Origin of the sequence: Roseiflexus sp. RS-1 (assembly GCF_000016665.1) — a bacterium.
GTDB lineage: Bacteria > Chloroflexota > Chloroflexia > Chloroflexales > Roseiflexaceae > Roseiflexus.
The window spans coordinates 4,643,192-4,657,619 of sequence record NC_009523.1; the positions used below are offsets into that span (position 1 = coordinate 4,643,192).

Consider the following 14,428-nt stretch of genomic DNA (forward strand, 5'->3'; position numbering starts at 1 on the left):
AGCAGAGATCGAGAGCGTATGGGACACAGACAAGCGTCTGACATTGCGGTGCCGTCCTATGCGTTGTCCGGATCGACCCCCAGCGCGCGCAGATGCGCTTCCAACGCGCGCAACCGGGCTTCCACTTCGGCACGGGCGCGGGCTTCGGCTTCGGCACGGGCTGCTTCACGCTGCGCCTGCGCTTCGGCTTCGGCGCGGGCGCGGGCTTCGGCTTCGGCACGGGCTGCTTCACGCTGCGCCTGCGCTTCAGCTTCAGCAGCGCGCGCTTCGGCATTCATCCATGCCTGCGCTTGCGCTTTGGCTTCCGCCAGCGCTTCGGCGACCCGCTCCTCCGACTCGATCACCTGCGTGACCAGGTCGGCGTAATCTCCCAGTTGTCGTCCCTGTTCGTCGAAGCAGTACACCTCGCCGTCGCGCACCCCGATCCAGACCCGCAGCGGTTCCAGCCACAGCCACCCGCGCGCATCCGGCGTCATCGCGCGGTACGCCGCGCCCGCGCGCTCATACCCCAGCACCCGCACCGTCGGCGTCCCGCGTCGCTCCACGGCGTCCACAATCACATAGTACGGCACGCCCGCCAGGTCGTAGTGGTCAACCTTCTCGTAGAGGTCGAAGCGGCGCGTTTCGGGGGAGGTCACTTCGACGATCAGGGTCGGGCGCACCTGTTCCTGCGCCACGTCGAAGGTGCTCCAGTTGCGCACGGCGGCGACGCCGAAGATGACCATCAGGTCGGGACCGTGGGGGCGCAGGTCGGGAATGTCCCAGGCGATGCGCACATCGCTGAGAACGACGGCGTCGGGACGGTCGGCGACGCGGGCGAGGAAGACGTTGGCGAGGTAGCGGACGCGCCGCTGGTGGTCGTAATTGCAGAGCACCTGGTCGCCCTCCTCGGGGTGCAGCAGGTCGATGAGCCGCAGGGGGACGAGTTCTTCGTCGAAGCAGCCGTCGCCGAGGTCGCGGCGCACGATGCGCCACCCGTAGCGGAACGGGTCATCGGGCGGGGTGTCGGCAGCAGCGGCAGGAGCCGGTTGTGACGCAGCGGTGGTCATAGCGTGCAGTATAGCACGAGAGCGACAGGCGCGCAACGCACGTATGCTCCTCGCCGTGACGCGGGCGTCAATCTGCGCTCTATGTCCGCCGCTGTCAGTGCTGCTCGCCGCGCAGACGACGCAGTTCGGCTTCCAGCGCGCGCAAGCGGGCTTCGGCTTCGGCGCGGGCGCGGGCTTCGGCTTCGGCACGGGCTTCGGCTTCGGCGCGCGCTCGTGCCTCAGCTGCGCGAGCTTCGGCTTCACGACGCGCTTGTTCCTCGGCTTCGGCGCGGGCGCGGGCTTCGGCGGCGGCGCGGGCTTCGGCTGCAGCAGCGCGCGCTTCGGCATTCATCCACGCCTGCGCTTGCGCTTTGGCTTCCGCCAGCGCTTCGGCGACCCGCTCCTCCGACTCGATCACCTGCGTGACCAGGTCGGCGTAATCTCCCAGTTGTCGTCCCTGTTCGTCGAAGCAGTACACCTCGCCGTCGCGCACCCCGATCCAGACCCGCAGCGGTTCCAGCCACAGCCACCCGCGCGCATCCGGCGTCATCGCGCGGTACGCCGCGCCCGCGCGCTCATACCCCAGCACCCGCACCGTCGGCGTCCCGCGTCGCTCCACGGCGTCCACAATCACATAGTACGGCACGCCCGCCAGGTCGTAGTGGTCGACCTTCTCGTAGAGGTCGAAGCGGCGCGTTTCGGGGGAGGTCACTTCGACGATCAGGGTCGGGCGCACCTGTTCCTGCGCCACGTCGAAGGTGCTCCAGTTGCGCACGGCGGCGACGCCGAAGATGACCATCAGGTCGGGACCGTGGGGGCGCAGGTCAGGAATGTCCCAGGCGATGCGCACATCGCTGAGAACGACGGCGTCGGGACGGTCGGCGACGCGGGCAAGGAAGACATTGGCGAGGTAGCGGACGCGCCGCTGGTGGTCGTAATTGCAGAGCACCTGGTCGCCCTCCTCGGGGTGCAGCAGGTCGATGAGCCGCAGGGGGACGAGTTCTTCGTCGAAGCAGCCGTCGCCGAGGTCGCGGCGCACGATGCGCCACCCGTAGCGGAACGGGTCGGCGTCAGCGGCGGTCGCAGGAACTGCTTGTGACGCGGTGGTGGTCATAGCCTATAGTATACCACAGGGGATGCGGCACATCCGCATCCCCTGGGTCTGTCACCGATGTCGAACTGCGTTCTTAATCCTTCGGCATTGCCTTGAGCGCCAGGTACGCCGGGCGTGGACTCCAGTCGCCGTTGATAACGCCATAACTTGCCTGTTCGTGCAGTTCGTTGCCCTGCGCGCGCCAGGGAACGGCGAAATTGAGTTGCCACAGGAACATGCCGGTCATCCAGGGGGCGTAGTTGGTGCGCGCCATCTGGTAGGCGCGCACAATGTACTGCGCCTGCTTCTCGAACGAGATCTGGTTGCCAAAGCCGTACCCCGGCGTATTGTTGCGCGTCGCCCATCCGAATTCCGTTACCCACATTGGCATATCACCCAACCCCGATTGCACCATGATCGCGCGCACATCCTCGACGCGACGGAAGTAGAACTCGCGGCTGTTGGTCCATCCCGGTCCCGGTCCTGGATTATCGGGCCAGAAGGTGTCGGGCGGGTTGGCGGCGCCACCGGGGTGCACGCCAACAATATCGACGTTGGCGCGGAAGCGCGGATCGGCGAACATCTGGCGCAGGAAGACCAGGTCGCTGACTGCGATGGTTGGCGCATTCGTCTCGGTGCTCGACGGCGCTCCCGACACGATGAGCGCCGCCGGATCGTTCGCCTTGATCGCCTGTGACGCCTGCACCAGCATATCCATGTAGAACGATGCATTCGGCACACGTCCGCCGTTTTCGACCGCCAGGTTCTGTTCATTCCAGATCTCATACGCCTGCACTTTGCCGCGATAGCGTTTCGCCATCTCACCCATGAAATAGGCGAATGTGCCGAAATGCTCGCGCGACGGCAGTCCGTTCTTTCCGTTGGGGGTCGCCCAGGATGGTGCAGCGACGACGCTCAAGAGCACCTTTACTCCTTCGCGATGACAGTCTTCCACAATATCGTCGAGTTCGCCCCAGTAGATCGCCCCGGAACGGTCGTGCAGATCCATCCAGCGCACCTGCTGGCGCACCCAACCGAAGCCGCTCTCCTTCACCAGACGCAGAGCGCGTGGGCGATCCTGCCACGATGTCGATCCATGACCATACAGAATGACATTGTAGCCGTAGGCAAATGTGTTCGATGGGGCGGGCGGCGGTTGATCCGGCGCGACGGCGCCAGGGTTGAACGCCGGATTCCCCTGGTGGTGCGCATCGCGGTATTCGTTGCCGAGCAAACCAAGCAGAATGCGATAACGCGGATCGGGTTCGTTGGGGTGCCACTCCATGCGCTGGCGCTCGAAGTATTGCACCCAGTAGACGTTGCCGTCCGCCTGGTTTACTTCCTGGAACTGCTCGGAGAGCGGGCGCCCAAACACTGCAAGACCGCCATTGTTGAGCCAGAAATTGCGGAACGGCGCCGGCGAGTTGCGCAGCGTATGGCGCGTCACGCTGTCCCACGTGCCGTCGCGCGGATCGGGAACCGGCTGGAACGGCGGTTCATTCTCACGCCCCTTGACGATTTCCGTCCCCAGCAGGCGTCCCAGGATATAGTAGGGGGTGCCGTAGTTCTCAGGATGCTCCTCCAGGACTGCCCGCTCAAAGTACTGAACGCGGTAATACTCGCCGGGGTTGGTGAAACTCTCTTCGATGAACGGCGCCGAGATCGGATAGCCGAGCACAAAGAGCGCGTTGGGAGTCCGTTCCCAGAAGGAGAGAAACGAATTGACGGCAGTGTGCCCGGTTTCAGCAAACAAACGCGCCTTGAACGGCGGTTGAGTCGGTGGCACTTCCTCCGGACTGCGCGCTGCCGCCGTTGCGCGCAGCGGCACGATCATGGCGCCAGCAAGCATGATCAGGACGGCCAGTGATAGCCATGGCTTGAAACGCATAGACCTTCTCCATCTATCTCTGCCACCGGTCAGCGATGCGGCGCCTGCTGGTCTTGCATCTTGCGCCGGTTGTTCCTGTGGAGAGGAGCGCGCCGTTCGCCTTTTTCAGGCGTCGCGCCCCTTCTCTCCATTCCGATACATGTTCTCAATCCTTCGGCATCCGTTGCAGGGCAAGGTATGCCGGGCGCGGACTCCAGTCGCCATTAAGGATGCCGAACGATGCCTGTTCGTGGAGCGGGTTGCCTTCGCGCTGCGCCCACGGCACGGCAAAGTTCAGGTTCCACAGGAACATCGCTCCCATCCACGGCGCATATTCGCGCCGCCCGATCTGGAACGCCCGCACGATCCATTCTGCCTGCTGTTCAAACGAAATCTGGTTGCCGAATTCGTACCCCGGCGTATTGTTGCGCGTCGCCCAACCGAACTCCGTGATCCACATCTGTCGGTCGCCGAGACCGTACTGTAACGCCAGCGCCCGGTAATCCTCGACGCGGCGGAAGTAGAACTCGCGACTGGTCACAAAGTTCGGTCCGGGACCGGGACGGTCGGGCCACATGCTGTCGGGCGGGTTCGATGTGCCGCCAGCGTGGACGCCAATCGCATCGACGACGTCGCGGAAGCGCGGGTCGGCGAACATCTGCCGGAAGAACGCCAGATCGCTGATGGCGATATTCGGGTTGTTCGTTTCAGTGGCTGCTGGCGGACCCGATACGACAATCGCGTAGGGGTCATTCGCCTTGATCGCCCGCGCACCGGCGACCAGCACGTCCATGTAGAGCGCCGCCGAAGCGACCCGCCCGCCATTTTCGACCGCCAGGTTCTGTTCGTTCCAGATCTGATACGCGCCGACTCTGCCCCGGTAGCGTTTTGCCATTTCCCCCATAAAATAGGCGAACTGACCAATGTTGGCGCGGTTGGGCAACCCGTTGCGTCCATTGTCGGTTGCCCAACTGGGGGCGGCAACGACGCTGATGAACAGTTTCACGCCCATCTCATTGGCATCGCGCACGATGTCGTCGAGTTCTTCCCAGTAGATCGCACCCGAACGGTCGTGCAGATCCATCCAGCGCACCTGCTGACGCACCCAACCGAAGCCGCTGTTCTTGACCAGTTGCAGCACGCGCTTGCGATCCTGCCAGGGTTCGCGATCCTGGTAGAGATGCGCATTGTAGCCGTAGATGAACGGGCGCGGCAGCGAGCGTGCATCATCGCGGGGCGCGGGGGTGAATGCCGGATTGTTGCGATGATTGGCGTCGCGGTATTCATTGCCGAGCAGACCGAGCAGAATGCGGTAGCGCGGGTCAGGCTCGTCAGGGTGCCACTCCATCCGCTGGCGCTCGAAGTATTGCACCCAGTACGTTTTGCCGTCCGCCTTGTTTACTTCCTGGAACTGTTCGGAGATCGGGCGACCGAAGACCGCCAGCCCGCCATTGTTGAGCCAGAAACTGCGGAATGGCGCCGGCGAGTTGCGCAGCGTATGGCGCGTCACACTATCCCACGTGCCGTCGCGCGGATCGGGAACCGGCTGGAACGGCGGTTCGTTCTCGCGTCCTTTTGCCAGTTGCGTTCCCAGCAATCGCCCCAGAATATAGTAGGGCGTGCCGTAGTTTTGCGGATGCTCCTCGAGGATCGCGCGCTCGAAGTACTGGACGCGGTAATACTCGCCAGGATTGGTGAAACTTTCCTCAATAAAGGGTCGAGAGATCGGATAGCCCAGCACAAAGAGCGCGTTGGGCGTATTCCGCCAGAAGCGCTCGAACGAATTGACGGCGGAGTGACCGGTCTGCGGATAGTACTGGGCGAGATAGGGCGGATAGGTGTCGGGGACTTCAGCCGGGCTGCGCGCTGCGGCGCGACTCTGGCGGGGTGCGACGACGATGCCGACGATGATGGCGATCAGCGTCAACAGCGACAGGAGACGGGGGATAGCGGTCTTCATTTGCTGGAACATGGCTCTCCTCTACACTCGATCACACGATTTCAACCGGTCGCTATCCGCAAGTATAGCGGGAGCGACTGATGGGTTCCTGACACACACCTGAAGGGGAAATTACCGATCCATGACTCTCGACGGCAACGTTCCTCAGCGGGGCAATTCTTCCAGCGTGATCCGTATTGTCTGTATGGCGTTGTCACGCCAGATCTCGATCTCGACCTCTTCGCCAACCTGATGTCGCGCCAGCACACGCAGCAACGGATGGGCTTCATCGATGCGCTGACCGCCGAGTGATAACAGGATATCACCCGGTTGCACACCAGCCTGCGCCAGCGCCGATCCACGCCTGACCGCCTGAATAAAGAGACCGTAATCGACCGGCAGGTTGTACCACGCCGCCAGACGCGGCGTAATCGGTACGAATTCGATCGGCAGGTATGGACGTGCCACCCTGCCGCGTGTTATCAGTTGATCGGCGACATAGCGCACGGTGTTACTGGGAATGGCGAACCCGATCCCTTCCGCCTGTTCGGCGCCGCCGCGTATGATCGCCGTATTGATCCCGATCACCTCGCCATCCAGGTTCAACAATGGACCGCCAGAGTTACCGCGGTTGATAGTTGCATCCGTCTGGATCAGGTCGTCCAGTACGACGTCGCGGGTTTGCAGCGACCGTCCAAGCCCGCTGACCACACCGACCGTTACCGAGTTGCGCAGGTCGCCCAGGGCGCTGCCGATGGCAACCACCCAATCGCCTGCCTGGACTGCGTCAGAGTCGCCCAACCGGGCTGCGGGATAGGTATCGCCTTCGATCTTGATCAGCGCCAGATCGCTGAACGGGTAGTCGCTCCCGATCAATTGCGCCGGGCGCTGTCGTCCGTCGGCAAGAATGACGTACAACTGCCGCGCGCCTTCAACCACGTGGTGGTTGGTGATAATGTACCCGCGCGGATCGATAATCACTCCTGAACCACGCGCTGGCGGCGGTTGGAATGTGCCGAAGAAACCGACCTGCGGCGGCAACTGCGACACCACCGTCACCACCGATGGTCCTGCCTCGCGCGCGATACGCGCCGGCGCCGTGCGCACCGGATCGTCCGTGGCGACGACCAGCGGTGTTGGAGATGGGAGAAGGGTGGAGGGGAGCGTGGCTGGTACGGTCGTCTGCGCTGTTTGATCGGCAATCGGGCGCGCAACAAAGAACCAGATCAACGCACCGCCGACAAGTGTGCCGACAACGCCGCTCACCAGGCTCAATCCGCCAAGGAGCGCATAGATCACACAGGGGGAACGTTTCTCGCCGGAGCGGTTTTCCATGATGCTGCGTGGCACACGTATCGAACCAGCCAGGGCGCCGTTTCTGCACTCACAAACCCGGAAATGCGCGGAAGGAAATTCGGATCGACACGAGAGACGTTGTACCGCAACGCCCCTGCCTTCTCAGGTGTACAGGGCGAGGTCGCATTTGAGGTGCGACACCGTTTCTCGACAGCGGTATTGTAGAAGAGAGCTGCCGATGCGTCAAGCGCTACGACGGGGGATGACCGGAGACCGGATCGACAACCGGGGCGGGCGAGGGATGACCGGCGACCGGATCGGCAACCGATGCAGGAGCAGCGGGAGGGACTGATGGAGATGTCTCGTCGGTTGGAAGCATCATCGCTGTGCGCCTGGCGCGTTCATAGAAGAACTGGGTGATCGAGGCAATCACGCCAGCGACCGGGATGCCAAACAGAACGCCCCAGCCCCCGGCGACTGTTCCACCGAGAAGCAGTGCTGCAAAGACGAGCAGTGGATGCAACCCGATTGCCTGCCCGACCAGACGCGGCATGACAATATTGAACTGCACCTGCTGAACGATGAGCAGCGTCAGCAACAGCCATCCCAACCGATCAGGCGCAAACAGAATGGCGAAAAGCGCCGGCGGGATCAGCGCGAAAAACCCCCCTACCAGTGGAATGAACACAAGTATGGCAGCGACGACACTGGCAAGCGCAATATCGCCGAGACCGAACATCGCCATCACAATCGCGTTTGCAACCCCGTACAACAGTGAGTTCACAAACTGCGCCCGCATGAACCCGCCAAACACCCGGTCGATCACGGCAAAAAGGTTATCGACTTCATCGTGCCAGGATTGGGGCAGGACAGCCACGAAACTCTTACCCATGCGCGGACCGTCAAGCGTGATATAGAAACTGAGGATCAGCACCAGAAAAATATTGAACAGGACGGTGGCAATGCTGCCGGCAATACCAAGCGACTGCTGGAGCATTGCACTGCCAAAGCCGGTCAGTTGCTGGGCGATCGCTTCAGGTTGCACAATTGCGGTAAGATCGCCGCGAAATCCGAAGCGTTCCAGACTTTCATCCAGTCGCCCGATCCAGCGGGCGATCGATTCGACCGTTGTCGGCACCGATCCGGTCAGCGTGGTCAGTTGCTGGGTGATGGCCGGTACGAACGACAGGATCACCACGATCAGCGCGGCGAACAGCGCCAGGTAGATCAGCGCCACCGAGAGCATGCGCGAAAGGTGGCGCGGTGGTGGAGGAACCCGACGGGCGCGGATTGTAATCGGTGGGAGATCGAGCGCTGTCAGGCGTGACACCAGCGGTTGCAGGACGACCGCGATCAGCCAGGCAAGGGCGAAAAGGAGGAGCGGCGTAGCAAAAAAACTAACGACAACTACTGCGCGCTCGAACAGAAAAACCGCAGCGCAAATGATCAGCAGCCACAATGCTACTGTTGCGAGTCGTCCAGATAGCATGGTCCTATTATACCATCAGAGACAAGTTGGGAAGGTGGACGTTGAAGGTTGAAGGTTGAAGGTCGAAGGTCGAAGTGAAGGTTGAACCCCTAACCGCTGGCAGCCTCTAGCCCCTGTAAATCCACTTCCGCCAGCGCCGTATAGCGTGGTCCTTCGGGACGCAGATCGCTGCGGAACAGCACCACGCGCTGAAGATTCCACGTATGGTTGGAAGAGAGTTTCAGAGAGCGGAGCGCAGCGCCAAGCCGCTGCTGCTGTTCCGCCGACGCCTCGTGGCGCACTCGCCCCAGGGTCAGATGCGGTCGAAACGGTCGGGGGTCAGGGTGAAATCCGAGAGATGGCAGGCGACGCGCCAGCGCATCATACCACGAGCGCAGGTGCGCTTCGCCTTCCGCCAGCCCAACCCAGATGACCTGTGGGCGTTGCAGGTTGGGGAAAGCGCCGGGAGCGCCAAGCCTGATGTGCGCTGCCTGCTGCCCGGCGAACGACAACATCATTGCAATCTTCAAATGCGAAACCTGATCGCCTGGAACATCCCCCAGGAACCAGAGCGTCAGGTGCATCGCTTCAGGTTTCACCCAGCGCACTGGCGGCTGATCGCGCTTAAGACGCGTTTGCAGATCTGCCAGTTCCTCGCGGAGCGTGTCGGGCAGTTCAACAGCAATGAATAGACGATATGTCGCCATATTCATGGTTGTACTAACAGAGACATTGAGGCATTGAGGTGTTGATCGGATCGCCTCCCGCCGCCGCCACTGCTCCCGCTGCCGGCACGGGCGCAGCAGCGCTGCGCCTCTCCGCTGCCTCTCGCCGCCACCCCCGCCATTGCTCCTGCTGCCGATACGGGCGCAGCAGCGCTGCGCCCCGTTGCCTCTCGCGCCTCATCCCCTCGCGCCTCTCCCACTCTCAGTTCTTGGTTCCTGGTTCTCGGTTCCTGGTTCCTGGTTCTCCCCTACCGCGGCGTCATATTATCGCGGCTGAGGAACGCCTGACTATCGAACGGCGCCTCGCCTTCGGGCGGGCGGGCGCGCACATATGAACCATCGGGCATCAGAATGCGTGCACGCGACGTATCCCGCAAATACACATCGAGCAGTTGACGAATCTCCGCTTTCAAAGGCTCAGACTCGATGGGGAACAGTGTCTCGACGCGGCGGTCGAGGTTACGTTCCATCAGGTCGGCGCTGCCGAGGTAGATATCTGGATTGCCGTTGTTCGCAAAGTAGTAGATGCGACTGTGCTCAAGGAAACGCCCGACGATACTGCGCACAGAGATGCGTTCGCTCAAGCCTGGCACTCCGGGGCGCAGGCAGCAGATGCCGCGCGCGATCAACTCAATAGTTACGCCTGCCTGAGAAGCCCGATAGAGGAGATCGATAATCTTTTTATCGACGATTGCGTTGCATTTGAAAATCAGATGCCCCTGCCGTCCCGCCTGCGCGTGGGCGATCTCGCGTTCGATCAACGCTTCGAGACATTCGCGCATGCTCACCGGCGCGACGAGCAGTTTGCGATAGTGCCGCTGACGCGAGAAACCGGTGAGATGGTTGAACAGTTCCGATACATCGGCGGCAATATCGGGGCGCGCCGTCAACAGACCAAGGTCGGTATAGATGCGAGCGGTGGTTGCATTATAGTTGCCGGTGCCGAGGTGGACATAACGGCGCAAGCCATCGTGCTCGCGGCGAACGATCAGCGCCAGTTTGGCATGCGTTTTCAGCCCGACCAACCCATACACGACGTGCACACCCGCGCGTTCGAGTTGTTTCGCCCAGATGATATTGTTCTCCTCGTCGAAGCGCGCCTTCAACTCAACCAGCACGGTCACCTGCTTATCCTGCTCGCGCGCGTGCATAAGCGCCTTCACGATTGGCGAATTCGACCCGACGCGGTAGAGCGTCTGCTTGATCGCCAGCACATTCGGGTCCTCAGCAGCCGCCTGGATCAGCGATACCAGCGGCTGGAAGGAGTGAAATGGATGGTGCAACAGGATATCGTGTTGACGAATCGCAGCGAAGAGTTCCTCACTGCTGCGCGCGTTCTGCAACGGCGCAGGGGGTATCGGGTAGAACGGCGGATCTTTCAGGTCGGGGCGGTCAATTTTCGTCAACTGCATCAGATCCGACAGACCGAGCGGTCCACGCATCTCATACACGTCGTCGGGGGTCAGTTTCAGATTGGTGAGCAACAGATTGCGCACCCGTTCCGGCATCGAGTGCTGCACCTGCAGACGCACAACGGCGCCAAATCGTCGCTGACGCACCCCTTCTTCGATCACGCGCAGCAGATCGTCCGCCTCTTCTTCCTCGATTTCCATATCGGCGTTGCGCGTAATGCGGAACAGATAGCATTCGACGATCTCCTCGCCGGGGAAGAGCGATGCGACATTGGCGGTAATGATCTGTTCGAGCCAGGTGAAGCAGTAGCGTCGTTCCGGTGGAATATCATCCGGAGAATCGCACAGACCGCCTTCGATTGGCACCAGGCGCGGCAGCACTGCTGGCACCTTGACGCGCGCAAAGAGTTCGCCCTCATCCGGATCGTGGATCACCACTGCAAGATTCAGGCTCAGGTTTGAGATATGCGGGAATGGATGCGCCGGATCGATGGCCAGCGGCGTCAGAACCGGAAACACCTCACGCTCAAAGTATTCGGCGCATGCTGCACGTTGCGCTGGCGTCAGTTCGTGGTAATCGAACACATGAACGCCCTGCTCATGCAACTTCGGCTTGATGTCGTCGAGCCAGCAGGACCGATGCTGCTCAAGAAGCGGAATAACGACGCGGCGAATGGCGTGCAATTGTTCAGATGGGGTCAGCCCGTCCGGTGAGCGACTGGCGACGCCGGCGGCGATCTGTTGCTTCAAGCCCGCGACACGGATCATGAAGAACTCATCGAGGTTGGTGCTGAAGATCGAAAGGAACTTCACGCGCTCCAACAGCGGATGGCGCTCGTCCATTGCTTCTTCCAGCACCCGGCGGTTGAATTCGAGCCAGCTGAGCTCACGATTGAAGTATGGCGAAGCAGCGCTCAGAAGTGCCATATCATTCTCGATCGTCTCAAAAGCAACACTCGTCATCGCAACATCCTTGTTGCGTATACTTCTCAATGATACGCAATCGTCTCGATCCGGTCGCCATTGGGCGTTGAGGTTTTGATGATCCAGTTCAACAGTATGGCGCGTTGTTCGAGGAACACGATAGTGTCAGTATACCATTGTGGATAGCAGGGGCGCAACCGTGAGATTAACAAAGTGGCGGAATACGCCATAACAACGCGCCCCCCGGCAGGGCAGGCAAAGGCGACCCCTTCGTTTGCCCTGCTTCCACGTGATCCCCGGTTGCACAGGACGCCGATTCGTGGTATAGTAGCAGCGTACAGAACATGACTCTGTAGCTCAGCGGATTAGAGCGCTTCCCTGCGGAGGAAGAGGTCGGGCGTTCGAATCGCCCCAGAGTCGCCAGCACAAACAGGGGCGGCTGCGCCGGCTGGCGAGCCGCCCTTCATCTAGCCCTTAAGATGGGGAGGTGACGGAGCGGTTGAACGTGCTCGTCTCGAAAACGAGTTGGGTCTGAAAGCCCACGTGGGTTCGAATCCCACCCTCCCCGCCAAGAACCGAGAGCCGAGAACTGAGAACCAAGAACCAAGAACCAAGAACCAAGAAGCGAGAACTGAGAACCGAGAACTGAGAACTGAGAACAGGATCAGGGGTTATGGGTTAGATCGCTTGATGGAATCTGCAACCCGTTTCCTGTACAGTCCTCACTTCCTCGACCTCTGTGTTTAACCTTCAACCTTCAATGCTCCACCTTCAACCTTCAACGTTCAACGCTCCAACCTTCAACGTTCCACCTTCAACGCTCCCGCCTTCAACGTTCCACCTTCAACGCTCCACCTTCAACGCTCCACCTTCAACGCTCCCACCTTCAACGCTCCCACCTTCAACGCTCCACCTTCAACCTTCAACGTTCAACGCTCCCACCTTCAACGTTCAACGTTCCACCTTCAACGCTCCACCTTCAACCTTCAACGTTCAACGCTCCCGCCTTCAACGTTCCACCTTCAACGCTCCCACCTTCAACGTTCCACCTTCAACGCTCCCACCTTCAACGTTCCACCTTCAACGCTCCCACCTTCAACGTTCCACCTTCAACGTTCCCACCTTCAACGTTCAACGTTCAACGTTCAACCTTCAACCAATGTGCCAACCTTCAACCTTCAACCCCCTAACCTCTCCCACTATCCCTCGACCGTCGTGGTCGACAGGCGCGCCGGTTGTGCGACGGTGCGCGGCAGCGCCAGCAACGCGATGCTCAACCCGCCCGTGAGCGCAACCGTTAACCACATGATGAAATCGAACGTCACGTGGCTCGCCAGCGGCGGGTGATACCCCAACCCGTAATCGACGCCAAATGCCAGGACAAACCAGCCAATGACAGTGAGTCGTTGCGGAAACGATACATCGCCCAGGCGCGTGGCGAACAGTACCCCCTCGCACAGCAAACCAATATGGGTGACGAACAGCACCATCTCGAACGGATCGATCACGCCTGATCCTGTCCACTGACGCAACCAGAATACCAGCGTCCAGATGCCGTAGTGTATGCACGCGAACGCTGTCAGCGTATAGAAGAGAGTCCAGCGTCGTCCTGCACGCATGCCAAAGAGCGCAATTGTGCCGAGAAACGCTGCGAGTGGGCAATCGGGAATGAAGGGCCATGCCCACAGCGGCGATGCCGCCAGCATCGGACCATACCAGACCGCTGCGCCCCACACCGCGCCGATCAGGTTAGCGACGACGCAGCACCAGAAGATAATCGGCGTGCGCAGAATGAACTCGAAGAGCCAGTGTGTCAGGCGTATCATTGTGATGAACCCTTGAAGTCAGAACTCAACTCCCGCGCTGCGCCCAGGGCAGGCGTTCAACTTTCAACCCACAACCTTCAACCTTCAACCCACAACCTTCAACCTTCAACCTTCAACTTTCAACCCACAACCTTCAACCCACAACCTTCAACCTTCAACCTTCAACTTTCAACCCACAACCTTCAACCTTCAACCTTCAACCTTCAACCTTCAACTTTCAACCCACAACCTTCAACCTTCAACCTTCAACCTTCAACCTTCAACCTTCAACCTTCAACGTCCACCGTTCAACATTCGCACCGGCACTCCGCCGACAAACGCTCCCGGCGGCACATCACGGTTCACCAGGCTCATCGCCGAGACCGTCGCGCCATCACCGATCACGACACCCGGCAGGATCGTCGTGTTTGCGCCGATGGTTACGTCCCGTCCGATCCAGACCGGTCCGCGGCGCCATTCATGACGGGTGAATTCGTGACAGAGGATGGTTGAATTGTAGCCGATGATGCAGTTGTCGCCAAGGGTGACATCCTGCGGGAAAAAGATATCGAACATAACCATCAGACCAACCGAGACGTGGCTGCCGACCCGCATACCGATCAGGCGGTAGAGTGCGTTCTTGAGCGCCAGTGATGGCGTGTATCGGGCGATCTGAATGATCAGCGCATTACGCGCGACGCGCAGGTGACCGCCGGTGACGCGCGGAAAATACCAGAGCGCGTTGTGCGGTCCTGGCGATGGTGCGATGTGCAATCGCGCCTTACGCGCCGCACTGCTTCCCAATCCATCGGGACCGGGCGCCGGGAGCGACGGCGCGTTGATGCCAGCGACTGGCGTCAGAGGCGGCATG

General features: G+C 60.9%; 10 protein-coding genes and 2 tRNA genes. 2 read left to right on the plus strand and 10 right to left on the minus strand.

Translation table 11 applies throughout. The annotated features are described in order from the left end of the window. Positions 1–56 precede the first annotated feature (56 nt). From ROSERS_RS19125 to ppk1, 8 genes are all read right to left on the minus strand, one after another. Positions 57–1,049 (minus strand): Uma2 family endonuclease, encoded by a 993-nt coding sequence (locus ROSERS_RS19125; protein ID WP_011958406.1) that lies wholly within the window; start codon positions 1,047–1,049, stop codon positions 57–59. A gap of 94 nt (positions 1,050–1,143) precedes the next feature. Next, entirely contained in the window at positions 1,144–2,142 is a 999-nt protein-coding gene (locus ROSERS_RS19130; protein WP_011958407.1) for a Uma2 family endonuclease, read from the minus strand. 73 nt (positions 2,143–2,215) lie between these two features. Further along, entirely contained in the window at positions 2,216–4,009 is a 1,794-nt protein-coding gene (locus ROSERS_RS19135) for a cellulase family glycosylhydrolase (protein ID WP_011958408.1), read from the minus strand. A gap of 145 nt (positions 4,010–4,154) precedes the next feature. Next, positions 4,155–5,960 carry a cellulase family glycosylhydrolase gene (locus ROSERS_RS19140; RefSeq protein ID WP_011958409.1) on the minus strand — a complete coding sequence of 602 codons (1,806 nt, stop codon included), beginning with the start codon at positions 5,958–5,960 and terminating at the stop codon, positions 4,155–4,157. Between the two features lie 132 nt (positions 5,961–6,092). Next, positions 6,093–7,277 carry a S1C family serine protease gene (locus ROSERS_RS19145; RefSeq protein ID WP_232282678.1) on the minus strand — a complete coding sequence of 395 codons (1,185 nt, stop codon included), beginning with the start codon at positions 7,275–7,277 and terminating at the stop codon, positions 6,093–6,095. A gap of 196 nt (positions 7,278–7,473) precedes the next feature. After that, complete coding sequence (locus ROSERS_RS19150; RefSeq protein WP_011958411.1) at positions 7,474–8,712, minus strand: AI-2E family transporter; 1,239 nt, start codon at positions 8,710–8,712, stop codon at positions 7,474–7,476. 89 nt (positions 8,713–8,801) lie between these two features. Continuing rightward, entirely contained in the window at positions 8,802–9,398 is a 597-nt protein-coding gene (gene thpR, locus ROSERS_RS19155) for an RNA 2',3'-cyclic phosphodiesterase (RefSeq protein ID WP_232282679.1), read from the minus strand. Between the two features lie 266 nt (positions 9,399–9,664). After that, positions 9,665–11,791 carry a polyphosphate kinase 1 gene (gene ppk1, locus ROSERS_RS19160; protein WP_011958413.1) on the minus strand — a complete coding sequence of 709 codons (2,127 nt, stop codon included), beginning with the start codon at positions 11,789–11,791 and terminating at the stop codon, positions 9,665–9,667. A 307-nt stretch (positions 11,792–12,098) separates the two neighbouring features. Here ppk1 and ROSERS_RS19165 point away from each other — a divergent pair. Together ROSERS_RS19165 and ROSERS_RS19170 are read left to right on the plus strand one after the other, a co-directional pair. Then, positions 12,099–12,175, plus strand: a tRNA-Arg gene (locus ROSERS_RS19165). Between the two features lie 58 nt (positions 12,176–12,233). Continuing rightward, a tRNA-Ser gene (locus tag ROSERS_RS19170) sits at positions 12,234–12,323 on the plus strand. A 628-nt stretch (positions 12,324–12,951) separates the two neighbouring features. On the opposite strand, the gene ROSERS_RS19175 is transcribed toward ROSERS_RS19170, so the two are convergent. Together ROSERS_RS19175 and ROSERS_RS19180 are read right to left on the minus strand one after the other, a co-directional pair. Beyond that, positions 12,952–13,578: a DUF1405 domain-containing protein gene (locus ROSERS_RS19175; protein WP_011958414.1), complete on the minus strand. Its 627-nt coding sequence runs from the start codon at positions 13,576–13,578 to the stop codon at positions 12,952–12,954. Positions 13,579–13,851: 273 nt separating this feature from the next. Further along, the gene (locus ROSERS_RS19180) at positions 13,852–14,427 is read right to left on the minus strand and encodes an acyltransferase (RefSeq protein WP_011958415.1); all 576 of its coding nucleotides are present in this window, start codon (positions 14,425–14,427) and stop codon (positions 13,852–13,854) included. Position 14,428 lies beyond the last annotated feature (1 nt).

What these genes read in the sequence shown, in the direction of transcription:
- ROSERS_RS19125 (WP_011958406.1), bottom strand. Translation starts at nt 1,049, where the DNA reads ATGACCACCGCTGCGTCACAACCGGCTCCTGCCGCTGCTGCCGACACC.
- ROSERS_RS19130 (WP_011958407.1), bottom strand. Translation starts at nt 2,142, where the DNA reads ATGACCACCACCGCGTCACAAGCAGTTCCTGCGACCGCCGCTGACGCC.
- ROSERS_RS19135 (WP_011958408.1), bottom strand. Translation starts at nt 4,009, where the DNA reads ATGCGTTTCAAGCCATGGCTATCACTGGCCGTCCTGATCATGCTTGCT.
- ROSERS_RS19140 (WP_011958409.1), bottom strand. Translation starts at nt 5,960, where the DNA reads ATGTTCCAGCAAATGAAGACCGCTATCCCCCGTCTCCTGTCGCTGTTG.
- ROSERS_RS19150 (WP_011958411.1), bottom strand. Translation starts at nt 8,712, where the DNA reads ATGCTATCTGGACGACTCGCAACAGTAGCATTGTGGCTGCTGATCATT.
- thpR (WP_232282679.1), bottom strand. Translation starts at nt 9,398, where the DNA reads ATGGCGACATATCGTCTATTCATTGCTGTTGAACTGCCCGACACGCTC.
- ppk1 (WP_011958413.1), bottom strand. Translation starts at nt 11,791, where the DNA reads ATGACGAGTGTTGCTTTTGAGACGATCGAGAATGATATGGCACTTCTG.
- ROSERS_RS19175 (WP_011958414.1), bottom strand. Translation starts at nt 13,578, where the DNA reads ATGATACGCCTGACACACTGGCTCTTCGAGTTCATTCTGCGCACGCCG.
- ROSERS_RS19180 (WP_011958415.1), bottom strand. Translation starts at nt 14,427, where the DNA reads ATGCCGCCTCTGACGCCAGTCGCTGGCATCAACGCGCCGTCGCTCCCG.